The sequence below is a fragment of the Paenibacillus cremeus genome (assembly GCF_007786445.1).
Lineage (GTDB): Bacteria > Bacillota > Bacilli > Paenibacillales > NBRC-103111 > Paenibacillus_G > Paenibacillus_G cremeus.
Map to the genome: position 1 here is coordinate 18,451 of NZ_VNJI01000048.1, position 18,611 is coordinate 37,061.

General features: G+C 54.8%; 16 protein-coding genes and 1 tRNA gene. All 17 read right to left on the bottom strand.

Annotated features, from left to right (window positions below):
- Positions 1-9: 9 nt before the first annotated feature.
- Complete coding sequence (hpt, locus tag FPZ49_RS27150; RefSeq protein WP_144853112.1) at positions 10-549, bottom strand: hypoxanthine phosphoribosyltransferase; 540 nt, start codon at positions 547-549, stop codon at positions 10-12.
- Positions 550-596: 47 nt separating this feature from the next.
- A complete protein-coding gene (gene tilS / locus FPZ49_RS27155) occupies positions 597-2,042 on the bottom strand; it encodes a tRNA lysidine(34) synthetase TilS (RefSeq protein WP_144853114.1) in 1,446 nt (481 codons plus the stop codon).
- 47 nt (positions 2,043-2,089) lie between these two features.
- Positions 2,090-3,001 carry a protein kinase domain-containing protein gene (locus FPZ49_RS27160; RefSeq protein ID WP_144853116.1) on the bottom strand — a complete coding sequence of 304 codons (912 nt, stop codon included), beginning with the start codon at positions 2,999-3,001 and terminating at the stop codon, positions 2,090-2,092.
- The gene (locus FPZ49_RS27165; RefSeq protein ID WP_144853118.1) at positions 2,985-3,761 is read right to left on the bottom strand and encodes a vWA domain-containing protein; all 777 of its coding nucleotides are present in this window, start codon (positions 3,759-3,761) and stop codon (positions 2,985-2,987) included. Before FPZ49_RS27165 ends, FPZ49_RS27160 begins: the two co-directional genes overlap by 17 nt.
- Before the next feature lie 172 nt (positions 3,762-3,933).
- On the bottom strand, positions 3,934-6,402 hold the full coding sequence (gene spoIIE / locus FPZ49_RS27170; RefSeq protein WP_391563876.1) for a stage II sporulation protein E: 2,469 nt from the start codon (positions 6,400-6,402) through the stop codon (positions 3,934-3,936).
- A gap of 421 nt (positions 6,403-6,823) precedes the next feature.
- Positions 6,824-6,897, bottom strand: a tRNA-Met gene (locus tag FPZ49_RS27175).
- A gap of 120 nt (positions 6,898-7,017) precedes the next feature.
- Positions 7,018-7,500 carry a S1 domain-containing RNA-binding protein gene (locus tag FPZ49_RS27180; RefSeq protein WP_144853122.1) on the bottom strand — a complete coding sequence of 161 codons (483 nt, stop codon included), beginning with the start codon at positions 7,498-7,500 and terminating at the stop codon, positions 7,018-7,020.
- Positions 7,501-7,636: 136 nt separating this feature from the next.
- Positions 7,637-7,966 carry an FtsB family cell division protein gene (locus FPZ49_RS27185; protein WP_144853124.1) on the bottom strand — a complete coding sequence of 110 codons (330 nt, stop codon included), beginning with the start codon at positions 7,964-7,966 and terminating at the stop codon, positions 7,637-7,639.
- Between the two features lie 55 nt (positions 7,967-8,021).
- Positions 8,022-8,597, bottom strand: coding sequence for a spore cortex biosynthesis protein YabQ (gene yabQ / locus FPZ49_RS27190; RefSeq protein ID WP_144853127.1), 576 nt, complete (start codon positions 8,595-8,597; stop codon positions 8,022-8,024).
- Positions 8,594-8,878 (bottom strand): sporulation protein YabP, encoded by a 285-nt coding sequence (yabP, locus tag FPZ49_RS27195; RefSeq protein ID WP_144853129.1) that lies wholly within the window; start codon positions 8,876-8,878, stop codon positions 8,594-8,596. The genes yabQ and yabP overlap by 4 nt, the downstream gene beginning before the upstream one ends.
- A 138-nt stretch (positions 8,879-9,016) precedes the next feature.
- Entirely contained in the window at positions 9,017-9,292 is a 276-nt protein-coding gene (locus FPZ49_RS27200) for an RNA-binding S4 domain-containing protein (protein WP_144853131.1), read from the bottom strand.
- Positions 9,292-9,564, bottom strand: a complete 273-nt coding sequence (locus FPZ49_RS27205) for an HU family DNA-binding protein (protein WP_144853133.1) — start codon at positions 9,562-9,564, stop codon at positions 9,292-9,294. The genes FPZ49_RS27200 and FPZ49_RS27205 overlap by 1 nt, the downstream gene beginning before the upstream one ends.
- Positions 9,565-9,630: 66 nt before the next feature.
- Positions 9,631-11,148 (bottom strand): bifunctional methyltransferase/pyrophosphohydrolase YabN, encoded by a 1,518-nt coding sequence (locus FPZ49_RS27210; protein ID WP_144853135.1) that lies wholly within the window; start codon positions 11,146-11,148, stop codon positions 9,631-9,633.
- A gap of 79 nt (positions 11,149-11,227) precedes the next feature.
- Positions 11,228-12,958, bottom strand: coding sequence for a putative polysaccharide biosynthesis protein (locus FPZ49_RS27215; protein WP_144853137.1), 1,731 nt, complete (start codon positions 12,956-12,958; stop codon positions 11,228-11,230).
- A 150-nt stretch (positions 12,959-13,108) separates the two neighbouring features.
- A complete protein-coding gene (gene spoVT, locus FPZ49_RS27220; protein ID WP_144853140.1) occupies positions 13,109-13,651 on the bottom strand; it encodes a stage V sporulation protein T in 543 nt (180 codons plus the stop codon).
- A 245-nt stretch (positions 13,652-13,896) separates the two neighbouring features.
- A complete protein-coding gene (locus FPZ49_RS27225; protein WP_144853142.1) occupies positions 13,897-14,982 on the bottom strand; it encodes a peptidylprolyl isomerase in 1,086 nt (361 codons plus the stop codon).
- Positions 14,969-18,493, bottom strand: coding sequence for a transcription-repair coupling factor (gene mfd, locus FPZ49_RS27230; RefSeq protein WP_144853144.1), 3,525 nt, complete (start codon positions 18,491-18,493; stop codon positions 14,969-14,971). Before mfd ends, FPZ49_RS27225 begins: the two co-directional genes overlap by 14 nt.
- Positions 18,494-18,611: the final 118 nt, after the last annotated feature.

Genomic DNA, 18,611 nt, shown 5'->3' on the forward strand with positions numbered 1-18,611 from the left:
CAACAAATGCTAACTCGAGTAAACTTCAGGCTTCAGGATACCCACATAAGGCAAGTTCCGATACTTCTCGGCATAGTCTAAGCCATACCCGACAACGAAAGCATCCGGGATCACAAAGCCTTTATAATCCGCATCCAAGTCAACGGTTCTGCGGCCCGGCTTATCGAACAATGCCGCTACCGTGATGGACAGCGCGTTACGCCGTTCCAATACATCGATCAGATAGCTGAGCGTCAGCCCGCTGTCGATAATATCTTCAACGATCAGCACATGGCGCCCTTCAACGGATATATCCAGGTCCTTAATGATCTTCACTACACCGGATGATTTCGTCGAAGCTCCGTAACTGGATACGGCCATAAAATCAATCTCAAGCGGAATATGAATCTGCTTTACCAAGTCGGCCATAAAAATAAAGGCTCCCTTTAATACACAGATGACGAGCGGATTGCGCCCCTCGAAATCCCTGCTGATCGCAGCACCCATCTCCTTTACCTTTTCTTGAATCTGCTGCTCGCTGTAAAGTGTTTCTTGTACGTCGTTTTGCAAGAGAGGTCCTCCTACTGTTCTTGAAATAATAGTGTGATGATTTATCCTTACACGCGGAGAAATGGGTTCTCCGGCATGTGAAGTCTCATATGTATAGAACGGACGGTATGGTCGGTGCACAGCGCATGTGAGGAACGCCTGATGCCCGGCAGCCAAAGAATTCGTCCGGTCGCATCCGCCACAATCGGGATACGCTCGCGCCTCGCAGATGGGATCTTCGCATCGATGAACATATCTTTTACCTTTTTGGTTCCGTTTAGTCCAAAGGGCGCAAACCGATCCCCCGCCTGGCGACTGCGGACCGTCAAAGGGAAAACCAGCTCATCGGCATCAAACCTGGCCGCATACGGGTCATAGGGCTCACGCTTCAACCGCTCGTCTAGCATACCATCCGCGACGCGGATGTCCAGCCAGGCCCCCGTCTCTGGGATCTCCAGCTGCTGCTGATTCTGATCCAAGCTATGTCTGTAGGGTAGTGGTGGTAACACCATAGTATGTACCGTAATCCGATCATATTCCCTGCTAAGCCTAATGTTCTGCCCAATCTCCCAGCGGGTGTTCTTGTCCGCCAAAAGCAGTGCGGTACGTACTTCTTCGACCTTATGAAAATCGATTCCATCCGGATCGGAGGCAAGATAATTTAATATTAGTTTAATCAAACGCCTTTGTAAAGCAACATGTACCCCTGCGAACCATTTTGCCGACCAAATGAAGATTCCGTCGTCCGAGCGCACATGACGCTCCAAAATCGCTCGTGCTTCCTGGTCTAAAAAGTCATTCTCAGCCCCCGCCAAATCGGCCAGACGTCCTAAGGAGGCAGGCAGCTGCTCGTTATAGCGGCTCAAGTAAGGCAAAACTTCATTTCTTACTTTATTGCGAAAATATTTGTTCTCCAGATTGCTGCTGTCCGTACAAAAGGGAAGCTCATGCTGCACACAGTAAGCAACGATCTCTGATTTGTTTATACGCAGCAGCGGGCGGATTAGTTCCACACCTTTTTTTTCCATTCGTCGAAGAGGGATTCCTGCGAGTCCAGAGGGACTTGTGCCGCGTAGAATACGCATCAGCACCGTTTCCGCTTGGTCGTCGGCATGATGGGCTAGTGCAATCCGGGTGGCCCCCCTCCGCTCTGCAACCTCAAGCAGGAAGCCGTACCGAAGCTCTCTAGCGGCGACTTGCGCATTCATTCCCGTTTCTTCAATATACCCCGGCACATCGATGTGGGTCCCTTCAAAGACCAGCCCCAGCCTCTTCGTTAATTGCTCAACCATCTCCGCTTCCCTTACCGACTCCTCGCCTCGAAATCCATGGTTCACATGGGCGACGGTCAGCTTCCAACTCCAACGTTCGGACAGCACAAAAAGGAGATGCAGCAGCCCCACGGAATCGGGTCCTCCCGACACCGCTACAACCACGCCTTCCCCTGGCGAGATTAACTGTTCCTCTTCCACAAGCCGCGCCACCCGGGCGCCTAAATCACTGGCCGAATCCATATGTTCGATAACCTCTCCCAATGCTTCACGGTAAAGCTAAGCCTGCTTTATTGCAACACCATATAGACCGTCGCTCCAAACAAGAGGAGGGAGGCGGCAAAGCAAATTTTGATCCACCCGCCACGTACCGGCTTTCTCCGCACCGCGCGTCGGGTCAAGCTTCTCGCCCGCCAATCCGCCGCGGCTTGCTTCGTGCTCGTATATTGACCGAGCAGCGCTTTGCGCAGCACCGGGGCCTCCGAGGCCAAATAGCGGTTTTCACGCAGCATCTCCAGCAGCATCTCGACCGTACGGTTCTGCGGCAGAAACGATTTGAAGCTTTGCAGCCGCCGTTCCCGGTCCGTCACACTCAGCAGCAGCGCTGCAAACGAAAATAAATCGTACGCATGGTCTGCGGTACGTGACCCCGCTCCCCAGAAGCCGCGATCAAACACTTCCGTAAACTGCTTCACAGCCCGGCCTTGAGCGGTAACACCACCAAAATCGATCAGCTCCACCTCGCCATAGCCTGTCACAATCATGTTCTCCGCTTTTAAATCTCCAAATATAAATCCGTTCTCATGCAGCTCCCCCAGCTTCTTTAGCAGGTTCAAGCCGACCAATGGAATCCAGTCCGGGCCGTTATCCTTGAGAAACTCTGTAAGCGTCTTGCCTCGGATATAGCGCATGACATAAAAAGGCTGATCCAGCCCGCCCATGCTTACATCATCGGAATCCACCAGAAATTGCCTAAAGGACGCCCCCGATTTGGATAGCGCCTTCAGTGCATTGACCTCCGATTGATGGTCCAGCGGATCGAACCCGGTCTTGAGCGCAAGCAGCTGCTTGCCCCGGCGCACCAGATACACTCTTCCGTTTGCGCCCTCACCCAGTAGGCGTTCCACGCGATATTCGCCCTTGTTCCATTTGCCGCAAATGAGCGTCCCTGCCGAAAAAGCGGACTCAAACGACGTAGTCACTTAACATCCCATCCTCGCCTGCCTGAGCACGCCCTTTGGTCTCGGTTTCGCGCTCACCTTTGGGGGAAGCCTCCCCTTTACTATCATCGGCATTCGCGGTCATAAATTGAACCACCTTGAGGAGCGCCGGTCCGGTCGGTGTCGTACCCTTCATGTTTAATTTATAAAACAATCGGTTTAGATTTGCAAGGTCGCGCGTCCAGTTCAGGTCCATCTCCACTTCTTGCTCACCGGACAGATTGCCGGGAAAATGAAAGACTGCCATCCAGCTATCCCCCATACGCGATTGGAGGCTCAGCTGAAGGTCATAGATCGCGTCCTTCACTGCTTGCAGTTTTGGCTTCATGCTGGCACTGGCATCGATCAATAGCGCGACCCTAAGCTCCGTCGTTTCCGTTAGCTCGTCGATGACACGAACGACCTCCGAGCGTTGGTTCGGAGGAAGCGATTCGAGCTTGGAATGGCCTAAAATCGTTTGGAGCTCTTTGCTCACGACCTGCTGAATGGTTTGAACGACCGTTTTGCGCGTCATCATCTGCACCGTCTGGGACAGCTGCGCAGGCTGCACCATCTGGCTCATCCCGCCGCCCGCTCTGGCAATCTCATGGATTTCCTCCGCTCCGTGCTCCCCGATCTCGCTGTCATCCAGCACGCCGATTACATGCACTACAATCCCTTCCGCGTTGGCATGAGCCGCCGCCACAACCGGACTGATACCTACATTGGAGCAGCCGTCGGTAATAAGAATGATTTGCTTCATAACGATACCCCCACTCACGCAATGTCTATAATTCTAGTTCTAGTTTCGCCAAGTTTCCGATAGCCTAATCACGCTAGGCTGGACATTATTGTAAGCCGAACGCCAAATAAGACTGCGGCGCTCGAATGGGAGCGTGTCGCAGTCTTTTTCATTTTATAACCGCATTGCCGGTTCAACTGACCGTCTTCGGCCGCTCGATGCGCTGAATGCCCGGCCAACGGAAGGTCGCCCACTCCGGCCTGAATTTCTCCACTCGCGCAACAACTACCGTCATATCATCGTAAATATCCCCATGATGATACCTGACGACCCGCTCCAGCAGCACATCGGCAAAGTCCTGCGGCGTATCCGCTTCGATCTCGCTGATCATCCGCTTCATCCACATCTCCTTATTCACCGCATGGCCCGGCGCGTCATAGATGCCGTCGGTCATCATGATGAGCGTATCCCCGTGCTGCAGCGGCACGCTCACCAGATCGACGTCGATGTCCGCTACGATACCGACCGGCAAATTGTTCGCCGATACCGGGAACACTTCATTGCCGCGTTTAATGAAGCTAGGCGTGGAGCCGATCTTCAAAAACGTCGTCTGCGCGCTATATAAGTCGATCAGGGCCACATCCACCGTAGCAAACACTTCATCGGAGGAACGGAGCATCAGCACCGAATTCACGGACTTGATCGCCAGCTTTTCATCCATGCCGGACTGCAGCAGCTGCTGCAGAATCGTCAGCGCCGCACTGCTCTCCGCCCGGGCCCGCTCGCCGTTGCCCATCCCGTCACTGAGCGCTACGGCAAACTTGCCGTTCCCCAGCTCCACCGTGCTGAAGCTGTCACCGGACAGCAGCTCACCCCCTTTGGCTGCACCGGCGATCCCCGTCTCCACCTCATACTCCTTGGTCGAGCCGAACAGCACCGTACTGTAGCCCTCTTTGCGCTCGATCGCCTGCTCATTTTTCACCGCGATGTTCTCCCCCACAATTTCCGATAGCAGCGGTGCGATGATCTTGCGGCATTCATCAAAGCCCTTCGTATACTGATGAACAATCTCGATCTCCACGTTGCCCTCGTCCAGGCTGATCACATCGATGCTGTGAATGGACAGCCCCAGTTCCTCCAACGCGCTGCGGATCTGCTCCTCCTGCATAAACAGCTCCTGCCCCTCGCGCTTGATCTCCTTGGCAAGGTCCTCCATCACCTGCGACACGCCCGAAAGCTGATCAGCCACCAGCTGCCGGCTGTCCATGATTTGCTTTTTCCAATGCTGATCGTTCTTGTACAAACTATACTGCTGTTTCATATGCTCCAACACCTGTTCAGGCTTGATGCAGACCTTTTTCCACTCTGGCCTCAGGTCCTTGCGCGTCATATTCTCTCGAAGCTCCACCTCGGTCATCATTTCCGTCATCACCTTATAGGTTTGATAAAAACGCTCGTCCCAGCATTGCTTCTTCTTCCAGCAGTGTGTGCACGATTTCTCCGCGACGGCGTTCATAAAATGGCTGACTTCCTCTTCCTTTTGCAGCGGCTGAATTTCTGCCGTAATTTGCTTAAAGCTGCGAGACAGCTGGCGGAATACCTCCGAGAACTGCTCCACCCGGCTGGCCGTTACATCCCGCACCCGCTTGGCATAATCATGCTGCGACTTGACGTTCTCCTGCGTGCCCGGAACGTACTTTGAGAGCGTTAAGATGACACCCTTCGGCGTCAGACAAAAGATTACCACCGCCGCCGCCGATTCCCAGGTTGAATTAAGCACCTCGGCCTGATTGCCCAGATAGACCGTCAAAATCGACGAGCCAAGCAGCATCCCAAACGAGACTGCGATCTTGTTCCCTTCCTTAAGCAGCCCCGCCAGCAGACCGGCAAAAGCCAGCAAGCTCATCTGGTAAATGGCACTGGAGTTGGCCAGACTCAAAATGAGCCCAGTGATGACACCCACCGAAGCGCCTAGTGGAGCCCCCCCAACGAGGGCAAACAGTAGAATCAAATAACGGGAAAGCACATGCTCGACCGTAACCGGCCCGATGAGCCACCCCACGGTCCCCGTCATGACGGACGCCAGAAGAATAATCAGGCAAATGATTTCCTCGTTTTTCAGGCTGTAATTTTTCCGGGTCAGCGTAAACACGGGAATCGCTTGCAGGAAAATATGTGTCAAAATGAGTCCGAGCGTTGACTCCACGCCCGTCATCATGAGCGAATACCAGCTAATCTGCTCCCCGGCCAAATGGGAGAACAGCTGAACGAAGAAGGTCGCGGCAAACACGATAACCGGCGCATAAGAGATATCGGAGCGTTCAAAGCGCTCCACCCCTTTTTGGATCAAGAGGAAAACCAGCATCTCTGCGACTATATAGCCGGTATGCTGTGGGGCCGCGGAAAATAAGCTGCCGGCCACCAAAAACAGCCCCGTCCAATAAATAAATTCTCGCCTCAAAAAATACAAGACGGCAAAATAAGCGACCGCGAAGGGAGCCAGCTGATCCAAAATCATGGCTCGTCCCAACAAGAACGCCATAAATAACAAAAGAATGGACCATTTCTTAGCGACAATCGATTGCACCAATCGATTTCCTACGAGTGCCCCCACAAAGCCCTGCTTCACACGAGTCACTCCTCCCGTCCAAAGGGTTGCCATTCCATTTCCACCTCGCCAGTTTTGCATATTTTGATCGCACCACCCATATACTTGTTAGTGGTACCCAGTATAAATGCAGTCTAGCGGAAAGTTTGTCACAATGAGTTGGTAGGGTCAAAGTTTTTTCCGACAAAATGAGGAGCCCTGCACGAATCATAGGGAGTGTACGCCGCTCTAAGATTGGAAACGCTTACAAAATTTCTCGCCACTTTCGATACACCCTGTATCATCCTTAGACCGCCAAATCTCCCGCGTTGCAACCTGTCGATTCCGGTAACAATTTTGGCCCCATTCCAAATTGTTACATACCCGCCTAATCCCTTCCGACAAAAGAAACTTTAAGTCCTACGCATTTTCCAAAAATAAAACCGGCCCCGCAAATCGAATCCGATTCGCAGAGCCGGTATTTTGTGCATCTTTATAGCGGCAGAGGGGATCGAACCCCCGACCTTACGGGTATGAACCGTACGCTCTAGCCAGCTGAGCTACGCCGCCACAACAAGCATGAGTATATACCACCCCAAGGCGGGTTGTCAAGCCAGTTTATCCTGGGTGCTGATCACATGAAGCAAAAAACCGCACAAGCTCAGCGGCTCATACGGTTCTCATATTTATTTAGTCACGACGCGCGCCGCGTCCGCCTCGCTTACCCTCAGTGTTCTTCTTCAGGGACGAAATGCGGTCTTCGCTGTCCTTCAGGAAGCGCGCCATCTTATCTTCGAATGAAAGTCTGTTCGGTTGGGGAGGTCTTCCGCCGCCACGGCCACCACGATCGCCACGGCCGCCAAATCCGCCGCGGTCTCCACCGCCGCCGCCTTGACGTTCAAACCGAGCGGGTCTTGTTGGGGGTGCATCCACCGGCTTATCTACCGCTTGCTTGATCGATAGTCCGATTTTGCCGTCTTTGTCGACATTGATCACTTTCACGGTGACGATGTCCCCGAGCTTCAGATGATCGTTCACGTCTTTGACATAGTTGTCTGCAATCTCCGAGATGTGTACCAAACCGGTCACGCCCTCGGAAAGCTCCACGAACGCACCAAAGTGAGTGATCCCAGTCACTTTTCCTTGCAGCTTGCTGCCCACTTCAATTGCCATAAAGTAAAATGTTCCTCCCTTAAATAGTTAAACACCAGAAAAAATCGGAGCTATGCCGATTATAACTTACAGAGAAAATACGGTCAATATATGGTTTCGCCCAATCTTGTCTCGTGAATCATGGACCGAACACATGTTACTTTTGCGGCTTCGGGGCATAGAAGAGCGTCTCGCCTTGCTTCACGTAGTGAAGATCTTTACGAATGCGCTGCTCCACATACTCTGGATCGTTCAAACGGGTAATCTCTCGCTGTGTATCTGCACTCACCTGCTGCGCCTCGGCATACTTCTGACCCAGCGCGCTAACCTTCTCGCTGCGCTCATTCAGCTTCGCCTCTTGGTTCCACAAGGTTACCCCAGCCCAGCTCATGAACCCGGCCAGCAAAAGCAGGACCACTCGACGGCGGCGAAATGAACCGCGTGTTTTCGGTTGCGCTTGATTTGCTCTTGTCGCTGTTGCTTGCATGAACCGAATCCTCCTTGCCTTTCTAGAAGGGGTCAAAACTAGGCGCGACCACCCATTAAAAAAGTCGCCGAACCCACGCGATGATCCACCCTCCTGCCTTCTTCATCCAAACAGGAATGGGAAAACGTAACCGCCGTACCAGCGGGCTGACGAGCCATAACAGTAATTTCCACAAAGGGTAGAACAATTGTATCATAATTTTGTACAGGAAAATAGCGGTAGCTAATAAAAATCCTAAAAAGATGACTACGACCCGATACAAGAAGAGGATTGGCTTAATGATGAACAGCTCAATCATTCGTTTGCCTATGCGAATCGTGGTCTGAACCACACGGATCATAAACTTGATGATTCCGATCATCGGACGGCTCAGCAGCCAGAAGTAAAATGAGATGCCGATCATGAGGCCAATGAAAATAAAAAACCGCACTTCTCCCCAATTGCTCTCATACAGCAGTTTAAAGATGACAATCGTACCGATGAACCAATACAGCAGGTCGAGAACCGCTCGCAACCAAAAAGGCACTTTCAGCTGGCCAGAAAGCACCCGGTATACATCGAACAACCCTCCCAGGACGACGCCCCCTGCGTACATCATGCCGATCGTCATAAATTGAATTTGCAGCGTCACTTAAAGAGCTTACCCAGAAATCCCTTGGTTTTGCCTTGGGAGTTTGCATCGACGTAGGCCAGCTCGTTCACATATCCCTCGATTGCTACCAGCCCCTGCTCAAGACTGAGGTTTTTGATGTGTAAGTTTTGCCCCTTGATCATCAGAAAGCCGCATTCCGTTTCCAGCAAAAACTCTTCGCTGTCAAAGCTTTCGACGTTCATGACGCCGGATACCTCAAGCAGCTTGCGGTTGAGCATCTTAATTTCCTGACGCTTCACTTTACCTGGATGTTCTACCATGGGTTCGATCCCCTCCTTGGCTTCGGGTATGCCTACCGTCTTCTGGCCCAAAGCTTGTTTTACTCTAAGGTATGGGGGTCGTCCGAGGTTTAGAACAAAAAGAGGCCGAGCATCCGCTCCGCCTCCTGCTTCAACCGGTCACAAGGACCAGTTCTCCGTCTTGTTCATCTCTTCCTTCAGCAGCGTGTACATCTTGGCCGCGTCCTCCTTGCGGGTGGACTCGGATAACAGCTCCACGCGAACGGTCACCAGCTTCTGTCCGAACTGAACGGTCAGCTCGTCCCCTACCTTCACCGCGCTGCTCGGTTTCGCTTCCCGGCCATTGATCCAAACCCGTCCTTGCTCGGACACGTCTTTGGCGACGGTACGCCGTTTGATCAGCCTGGAAAGCTTGAGAAACTTGTCCAGCCGCATTACTTCACCGCTTCTTTAAGCTTGTTGCCTGCTTTGAACGCTGGCACCTTGGATTCTGGGATGCTTATTTCTACACCTGTTTGTGGGTTACGACCTGTCCGGCCGGAGCGCTTGCGCGTTTCGAACGTGCCGAAGCCGATCAGCTGCACCTTGTCACCATTCGACAAAGCGTCCGTTACTTCGCCCAGGAAGTTGTTCAGAACGGACTCTACGTCTTTCTTCGTCATGCCGCTTTTTTCTGCGATGTTATTGATCAAATCGGTTTTGTTCATGAATAAATTTCCTCCTCGTTTAATGACGCTAAACTAATGTATTCTTTGCCCCTCAGGAAATTCCTGCTAGTCTTTGTCGATTTTCAGAACTTTTTTTGCTTCCTGCCACAAAGATTCCATCTCTTGCAAATCAGTTTGGTCAAATTGTTTTCCCTTTAAACGCAGCTGCGCTTCAATATAGCCAAATCGATCGAAAAATTTGCGGTTGGCCGCGGCCATCGCTTCCTCCGGGTCGACCTTGAGAAACCTCGCTAAATTGACCACAGCAAACAGCAGGTCGCCCAGCTCTTCCTGCTGCTCCGCCTTGCCGAAGCGCTCGATGGCTTCCTTCACCTCAGCAAGCTCGGACTCCACTACCGGCAGCACCTCCTCCAAGGTGCTCCAATCGAAGCCGACCGACGCCGCTTTTTTCTGCAGCTTGTACGCCTTCATCAGCCCCGGCAGCTCGCGTGGAATGCCCGACAAGAGCGGCAGCGCGTCCGGATCAATGCCCTTGCTGCGCTTCTCCTCCGCCTTGATCTGCTGCCAGTTGCTCAGCGCTTCGTCCGCGTCCTCCGCTCGGACCTCACCGAACACGTGCGGGTGGCGGCGGATCAGCTTGTCGTTCAGCCCCCCGATTACATCCCATACGGTAAAGCCGCCATCCTCCGCCTCTATCTGCGAATGCAGCATGATTTGCAGCAGCAGGTCACCCAGCTCCTCACACATATGGTCCGGGTCGTCCTCTTCGAACGTCTCCAGCACCTCGTATGCCTCTTCGATTAAGTTCTTACGCAGGGACGCATGCGTCTGCTCGCGATCCCACGGACACCCTTCCGGGCTGCGCAAAATCTCCACAATCTCCTGCAAGCGTGCAAAGGTCCGGCTGCGAACCTGGTCCTGCTCCGTGCGCGGCACCCAAATCAAGGACAGATTGCCGTAGCCCTCAACTCGGTCCAGCTCGTACAGCGGTACCTCGCGCACCCGTTCTTCCCCGGCGACGCCGAGCGCATGACCGACCACTACCGGATATTCATCCGGGTACAGCTCCATCAGCGTCAGCTTCACATCGGACGCCGTGTAGGTATCGTACACTTGGCCGATCAGCGTATGCATGGCCGGGTTCAGGTTGCGCACGCTCAGGGCGGTGGCGTCCAGCAGCTGGAAGCCCTCGATCGGGTCGAAGCCCAGGCGCAGGAACGCCTGGTCGAGGAAGCTCTCCCCGCCCATCAAAGCGAGCACAATGCCTTCGCGCGGACAGCGCTCGCGCAGCAGCTGCACCGTCCGCTCCGCGACCATGGGATGGCCCGGTACCGCGTACAAGATTTCCGTGGCGGGCGACTGCAGCGCCCGCACGATCAGCTCCGCCGCAATCTGTTCATACACGGCCTCGAAGGCGTTATGCGCCTCGTAGACGGCATCGAACGTTTCGTAGCGGAGCCCGTGATGGTCGAGCATCGAGACCATCGGGTGGTCCTTGGTGCGCAGGTAGAGCGCACCCGTGCCTGCGCCGGCGGCCTGCAGCTTGCGCCAGGCGCCGAGCGTGAGTTGACTTTCGTCGCCGGTTCCGAGGCCGACGACGGTGATTTGCGGTTGCGTGGACATGGTCCGCACCCCTTTCTTTGGGTTCGGTGCTCCTAGCTGGATCTCATTCAAGACGAGCACTTCGTCAGAACAGATCCGGCTACCGGAGCAGCCGGAGTTTACGCAGCCACGCGAGGGGCTTGCCCCGCAGCTGCGGCACGTGCGCCAGCTCGGCGGCCGACACGGCGCCGAGGCGCAGCATCGCGAGCGCGTACGCGAGCGCCCCGACGGCGACGCCGCCCAGCGTGACGACCGTGGCGAGGCCCCGAGGGGGCATCGCCACGGCACGTCCCGCCAGCGGTGCAGCGCCGTGCGTCACGGCCCAGAGGCCGAGCGCCATGATCCCGATGCTGAGCATCGGGGTCATGAGCGCGCGGCCGCTCGGGGCCGGGACGCCGGTGGCGCGCAGCGCGTGCGCGAGCGCGAGGCCGCCGGCGACGCCGTAGGCGGCCACGGCGGCCCAGGCGGCGCCGTCGATGCCGTAGCGCGGCACGAGCCACGCGTTGGCGGCCGCCTTGACGCTCGCCGCGAGCAGCAGGTAGACCGCCGGCGCCCGGACGGCGCCCAGGCCCTGCAGCACGCAGCTCGCGACGATGTTGACCGCCGAGAGCACGGCGGTGAGGGCCAGGACGGCCACGGACGCCGTGCCTTCCGCCGTCTTAAAAAACATTACATTCATCGGCTCCGCCAGCATCGAGAGCCCGACGGTCGCCGGCAGTCCGATCAGCCAGGTCACCCGCAGCGACAGCCCGGCCCGGCTGCGGATTGCCTCGCGGTCGCCCCGCCGCTTTGCTTCAGCGATCGCCGGCACTAGGGCGGCCGACATAGAGGAGGCGATCATCGCGACCAGCTGCACGAACGGCAGCCCGTGATTATAGAGCCCGAACTGATACAACGCGCTGGTTTCATCCAAGCCGGCGGCTTGAAGCTGTCGGGGAAGCGAGAAGGAATCCACCAGCGTCAAGATCGGCATCGCAATCGAGCCCAAGCAGAGCGGAATTGCATAAGCGGCGATCCGCTTCAGCAGCGCCCACTCCGCCCCGAAGCGCGAGCGCCCGCCCGATGCCGCCGGAGCTTCGTCGCTTGACCGTGCACTTCGAGCGGTACGCCGCGGATCCCTGCGCCAGTAGTACAGCATCAGCCCGAGCCCCGCGAGCCCGCCCGCCACGGAACCGAACGTCGCACCGGCGGCGATCCATTCCGGCCCGAAGCCGAAGTGCATCGTGATCATCAGCAGGATGAACATGGCTGCTACCCGGACGGTCTGCTCGACCACCTGAGACCATGCGGTCGGCCCCATCTCCTGAAATCCTTGATAATACCCCCGTAGCGCAGACAGCACAGGGACAAGCAGGAGGGCGAACGAAACGCTGCGGATGGCCGTTCCGGTTTGCGGCGCTCCCATCCATCGACCGATCAGATCAGCGCCGCCATATAATAGAGCAAAAAAGACAACACCCGTAACCATGAGCGCGGCCGACGCCACCCGAAGCACCCGGCGGGCTTCCTCATAGCGACCCTCCACCGCATGCTCCGACACAAACTTGGAGACCACAAGCGGAAAACCCGCCGTCGCCAAAAACAAAATTAAAATATAGAGCGGATAAACCGCGTTATAAATGCCGAAGACCGCATCGCCGGCCACGTTTTGCAGCGGGATTTTCTGCATCGTGCCGATCAGCTTGGACACGACCGCCGCCAGCCCCAATACGGCTGCCCCTCGCAGCAGTGCGGATCCGGCGGGCTTCGGTTGATCCCGTCCCGCTTCCGCCGGGCCCCGCTCCTCTAGCCCATTCATGTTCATTCTCCTTCTGGCTCTCGCGCTCTCCATTCAACGCAACATTATACCGCATCTTCCGCACTTTTCCAAAGCGCCGCATCTAACGAGGACGCCCAACACGAAATAAGCCTCCCAATCCCTTCCGTTTACGGAAAGGATCAGGAAGCTCTGCTGTTCACTCGTAGGTCTACCGGATGCGGTTTATTGCTCCATTTGCTTCGCAAGGAAGCCTGCCGCCGTTTCGGCCATTTTCAATTCCATCTGGCCCATCTTAATATTCTCGTCTTTATTAAGCAGAATCACCGAGCCAATGGGATCCCCGCCCGCTACAATCGGCGCCACCACATACGAGCTGTAGGCTTCAGCAGCATCCTTGGTAATTTCATAAGAGCCCGCTCCGCTTTCCAGCGTCGCTTTGCGATTTTCCATGCACTGCTCCACAATCGAACCGATCTGCTTCTCTAAGTAATCTTTTTTCGAGCCCCCGGCCACTGCAATCACGGTATCCCTATCCGAGATCATCGTAATATGATTCGTGCTTTCAAAGAGTGATTCGGCATATTCCTTGGCAAAATCCCCTAGCTCGCCAATAGGAGAATACTTCTTCAGAATGACCTCTCCGTCCCGATCCACAAAAATCTCCAGCGGATCACCTTCGCGAATACGTAGGGTACGGCGAATTTCTTTAGGGATTACGACCCTGCCAAGATCGTCGATCCGACGAACAATTCCAGTTGCTTTCATAATTCTAGATGCCTCACTTTCCTTGAAGAGATGTACAGACTGGATGAGACTCTTTTGTATACAAATGGAGGGAATTCGACTAACCATAGTATTCTTCGATTCCCAGAAGCTTATACACGTACTGCTGTGTGGCGCGGTCGTCTATGTATCGCTTGGGTGGGCCGCCGCTGTTTACATTATGTCCAAAAAAAAGAAAACAAAACAAGGCACCCCAAAGGGTGCCCTGGTAATATCTGACTACCGTCTTACTTCTTCGTCGTATCGGCTGCTGGAGCCGGGGATGGCGACGGCGAAGCCGGTGTAGCTGGTGCCGCAGGCGTTTCAGCCGGTTTTGGCAGGTTGTTGGTCTGAATTAAGGTCGGCAGCTCTTTATCTACAAAGTCGTAGACCTTTTTCTCTGCCGCTTCCGATTTAAGCTGATCCTTGACTTGGTCAAACGTTTTTGTCGTCCGGCTTTCCACCTTCATAATATGGTAGCCATACGTCGTTTCCACCGGATCGCTGATTTTGCCGATCGGCAGCTCTGCCGCTGCTTTCTTGAATTCCGGCACCCATTGCGAAATGTCGGCATTCTCATACTTGCCGCCCTTATCCTTCGAGCCTGGGTCTTCCGAGTATTCCTTCGCCAGCGCGACAAAATCGCCGCCCTTGCTCAGCTTGTCCTGCACTTCTTTCGCCCGCTTCAAGGCATCATCCTTGCTCCGGGTTTCTTTGCCTGTCGCCGGATCGGTCAATCCGATCAGAATATGGCTAACCGTCGCAACCGTATAGCTGTCTTTATCTTGAGCCAGCTTGGCATTGTAAGCATCCTGCACATCTTTATCCGTCACTTTGCTTTCTTCCGACACGATGGCCAGAACGCTGCGGTTCACGAAATCTTCAACATCTTTAATCGTCAGATTCGCTTTTTTCAGCTGTGCATCCATGCCGCCTTCTTGCGAGTTGAGGAACGTCTTAATTTGCTCCATTTGGTCCTTCGACTGCTTGTCCGCTTCCGTTTTCGCCTTATCGTCCGCGCGGGAAGACAAGATTTTGAACGTCACGAGCTGCTTCATCATATCCTGCTGGAAGCCCGGATCGTCTTTGAATTGCGCATATTGCTGGTAGAAGAACATGTTAACCGCCAAAAACTTGTCGAACTCGTCTTTCGTTACTTTGCCTCCGTCTTTATACGTTACCAGGACATCACCCGGCTTCGCATTCGACGTCGGCGCCGCCGCGCCCGTGCCCGCATCCGTCTTCTTTGTGCAGCCTACAATGGAAAATACCAATATGATGGCCAAAAGAGCGGTTAGCCCTTTTTGTATCGTCTTTTTCTTATTTCGCCACATCCTGCAGCTCCCCCTTTGATTTCAACGCACGCTTGTATTGTACCAGAAAGCGTTCCAGCAAATCGATGGTTTCTTCTGGCTTGAGACCTTTTCCTTTAAGCTCGATAATAATTTGCGGGCCGCTGATCAGCTTCACGCGATTATCGAATTCCGCAGACAGCTGAAACAGCTTTTGGCCGTCCAGGTTGCTGTTTTGATCGGCGTGAATCTTGATTTCATAGTCAGCCCCTTTTTGCGAAATGGTCTCGATCGCATAGTGAGCGCCATATACCTTGAGGCGTGCCGCGAGCAGCAAATTATGCACGGCTTGCGGAAGATCACCGAAGCGGTCCACCAGCTCATCATGCAGCTGCGCCACTTCCTCCAGTGACTGCGTAGCGGCCACCTTCTTATAGATCTCGATTTTTTGCACGCTGTCGTAAATATAATCGCCCGGAATGTAAGCGTCAAGCGAAATATCCAGCTGCGTCACCCAAACCTTGACCTCCTGCACATCCTCGCCGCCGATTTCCTTCTTCCGCTTCTTAATTTCTTCCGCCAGCATTTGAGAGTACAAGTCAAACCCGACGGAGGCGATAAACCCGTGCTGCTCCGCGCCCAGCAGGTTGCCCGCGCCGCGGATGGACAAGTCGCGCATCGCAATTTTAAACCCGGACCCCAGCTCCGTAAACTCTTTGATCGCCTGCAGACGCTTCTCCGCCACTTCCGTCAGCACCTTATCCCGCTGATACGTGAAATAAGCGTAAGCAATCCGGTTCGAGCGGCCCACTCGTCCGCGCAGCTGATACAGCTGGGACAACCCCATCTTATCGGCATCGTGGACGATCAGTGTGTTGACGTTCGGAATGTCGACCCCGGTTTCGATGATGCTTGTGCTGACCAGAACATCGTACTCTCCGTCGAGGAAGTCGAGAATCGTCTTCTCCAGCTCCTGCTCCGACATTTGCCCATGAGCTACGGTCACCCGCGCATCTGGGACCAGCATGGAGATTTGCTCGGCCATCTGGTTAATGCCTTGCACGCGATTGTACAGATAATACACCTGTCCTTCACGCGCCAGCTCCCGCTCTACGGCTTCGCGAACGAGCGAGGCGCTGTATTCCACTACGTACGTTTGCACCGGGAAGCGGTTTTCCGGAGGTGTCTCGATAACCGATAAGTCCCGAACCCCCAGCATCGACATATGCAGTGTGCGTGGGATCGGAGTTGCCGTCAAGGTCAGCACGTCCACGTTCGTCTTCAGCCGCTTCAACTTCTCCTTATGTGACACTCCGAACCGCTGCTCCTCGTCCACAATCAGCAGCCCCAAGTCTTTAAACTGCATATCCTTGGACAACAGGCGGTGCGTCCCGATCACGACATCGACCGTCCCGTTCTTGATGCCCTTCATCGTTTCCGTTTGCTCTTTCTTGGAACGGAATCGGCTGAGCACCTGAATGTTAAACGGATAGCCGGAGAACCGCTCGCGGAACGTCTCATAGTGCTGCTGCGCAAGAATGGTTGTCGGCACCAGTACAGCGACCTGTTTGCCGTCGATCGCCGCTTTGAACGCAGCACGGATCGCCACCTCGGTTTTCCCGTAGCCCACGTCGCCGCACAGCAAGCGATCCATCGGCCGCGGCTTCTCCATGTCCTTTTTAATTTCGGTGATGGCCCGCAGCTGGTCGACGGTTTCCTCATACGGGAACATGCCTTCGAACTCTTGCTGATAGGCGCTGTCCGCGGTGAACCCGTAGCCTTTGGCTGCTTGCCGCTCGGCATAGAGCTTGATCAGATCGTCCGCAATATCCTGCACGGAAGCGCGGGCCTTGCTCTTCACCCGGTTCCAATCGGAGCCGCCGAGCTTGTAAACCTTCGGCTCCTTGCCTTCCTCGGCTCCGACGTACTTCTGAATGTGATCGATTTGATCGATCGGCACTGACAACTTGTCGCCGCCGGCGTACATAATGTGCAAATAATCTTTATGAATGCCGCCAACCTCTAGCGTCCCGATCCCGACAAATTTCCCGATCCCGTGATTGACGTGCACCACGTAATCGCCGACCTTGAGCTCCTGATAACTTTTGATCCGCTCGGCGTTTTCAATCTTTTTGTCCACCTTGCGTGCTTTGCGCTGCTTTTGGTTGAACATCTCGCCTTCGGTGATGACGACCAGGTGAATGCCCGGCAGTTCAAACCCCGTTTGCAGGTTGCCGTCAATAATTTGCGGCTCGTCAATATGATAATCGGCGAGCACCCGCTTGATCCGATCGACACGTTCCGCGCCGCTAGCCAGCATCATGACCTTGGTGCCGGACTTTTTCCAGCGCTCCATCTCGCTTTTGAGCAGATTCATTTGGCCATGGAAGCTTTGCATGACGCGGCACATGAAATTGACGATATTTTGCGGCAGCGTCTGCGGCACTTGGCGCAAAAAGAGCGACATATACAAAGTAGGATAAGGGCGGCGGTGCAGCAAGGTTTCATAAGTCTTCGATAGAATTAGCGCCGGAAGACATTTGCCATCCTGAAGCGACATCGTCATCCATTCGGCTTCATCCTTTTCCAGCTGCTTCGCTGTTTCAATCAGCCGGGCGGGCTCGTCAACGAGCAGGATCGAGTCGTTGGGCATATAATCGAGCAGCGTCTGCCGTTCAGGGAATAAGAGCGAGACATATTTGAACAGCCCCGAAAAATGCTGCCCTTCCCGCAGCAGTTCGATCTCGTGGCCGATCCCCTCCAGAAGCCGATCCTTCGCTTGCCGGTCGTTCATCTTCCCTATTTGCTCCTGCAGCAGCTCATAAGCGTGCTGTGCAGCCGATTGTAACCGTTTTCGATCTGCAACGACCTCACGGCACGGGGTGATCTGCAGCTCGGATACTTTGTCGATGGACCGCTGGTCTCCTACATCGAACGAACGGATAGAGTCGATTTCAATATCGAACAGCTCGACCCGGAACGGATGTGGAGAAGTCAACGGGAAAAAGTCGACGATCCCGCCGCGTACGCTAAGCTCCCCTTTTCCTTCGACCCGCTCGACTCGCTCGTACCCCAGCTCCACCATCCGCGAAACCAGCTCATCCATCTGGATGGTTTGACCTACTTCGATGCGGAACTGCGCTGCTGCGATGGAGTCCCGGTGCGGCAAAATCCGGCGCATCCCAGCATAAGGGACAATCACGACGCCGCGGAACCCGGCCGCTAGTCTAGACAGCGCATCGATCCGCTGCGCCAGCATCTCCGGACTCGCAATGGCCGCTTCCGCCGCCATCAGCTCCTGTGCAGGGAACAGCACGACCTGCTCCAGCGGCAGCAGCTCCGCCAGGTCTTCGAACATTTTTTGAGCGGAAAACATATTGTGCGTAACGATAAATAGAGGCTGCTTCAGCTCCTGTACCAACGAAGCCAGCATCACCTGCTTAGAAGAGCCGGTCAATCCGGCTATTAGTTGTTCCCTCATCCCCGAACGGATGCCGGCCACCACGCTTTGAAACTCGGTATCCGCGGAAAACGCCTGGATTAAAGCTTGCAAAACTGACACTCCTCTCGAGCCGCGTAACACTAAAAAAAGCCTAGAGCGAAGCACGCTTTAGGCCGGTCCAGGGCTAAAATGACAGAGGCGATCTGCTTCTATCACTCAGCCATGTATC

What these genes read in the sequence shown, in the direction of transcription:
- tilS (WP_144853114.1), bottom strand. Translation starts at nt 2,042, where the DNA reads ATGGATTCGGCCAGTGATTTAGGCGCCCGGGTGGCGCGGCTTGTGGAA.
- FPZ49_RS27165 (WP_144853118.1), bottom strand. Translation starts at nt 3,761, where the DNA reads ATGAAGCAAATCATTCTTATTACCGACGGCTGCTCCAATGTAGGTATC.
- spoIIE (WP_391563876.1), bottom strand. Translation starts at nt 6,402, where the DNA reads ATGGCAACCCTTTGGACGGGAGGAGTGACTCGTGTGAAGCAGGGCTTT.
- FPZ49_RS27180 (WP_144853122.1), bottom strand. Translation starts at nt 7,500, where the DNA reads ATGGCAATTGAAGTGGGCAGCAAGCTGCAAGGAAAAGTGACTGGGATC.
- FPZ49_RS27185 (WP_144853124.1), bottom strand. Translation starts at nt 7,966, where the DNA reads ATGCAAGCAACAGCGACAAGAGCAAATCAAGCGCAACCGAAAACACGC.
- yabP (WP_144853129.1), bottom strand. Translation starts at nt 8,878, where the DNA reads ATGGTAGAACATCCAGGTAAAGTGAAGCGTCAGGAAATTAAGATGCTC.
- FPZ49_RS27200 (WP_144853131.1), bottom strand. Translation starts at nt 9,292, where the DNA reads ATGCGGCTGGACAAGTTTCTCAAGCTTTCCAGGCTGATCAAACGGCGT.
- FPZ49_RS27205 (WP_144853133.1), bottom strand. Translation starts at nt 9,564, where the DNA reads ATGAACAAAACCGATTTGATCAATAACATCGCAGAAAAAAGCGGCATG.
- FPZ49_RS27210 (WP_144853135.1), bottom strand. Translation starts at nt 11,148, where the DNA reads ATGTCCACGCAACCGCAAATCACCGTCGTCGGCCTCGGAACCGGCGAC.
- FPZ49_RS27215 (WP_144853137.1), bottom strand. Translation starts at nt 12,958, where the DNA reads ATGGAGAGCGCGAGAGCCAGAAGGAGAATGAACATGAATGGGCTAGAG.
- spoVT (WP_144853140.1), bottom strand. Translation starts at nt 13,651, where the DNA reads ATGAAAGCAACTGGAATTGTTCGTCGGATCGACGATCTTGGCAGGGTC.
- FPZ49_RS27225 (WP_144853142.1), bottom strand. Translation starts at nt 14,982, where the DNA reads ATGTGGCGAAATAAGAAAAAGACGATACAAAAAGGGCTAACCGCTCTT.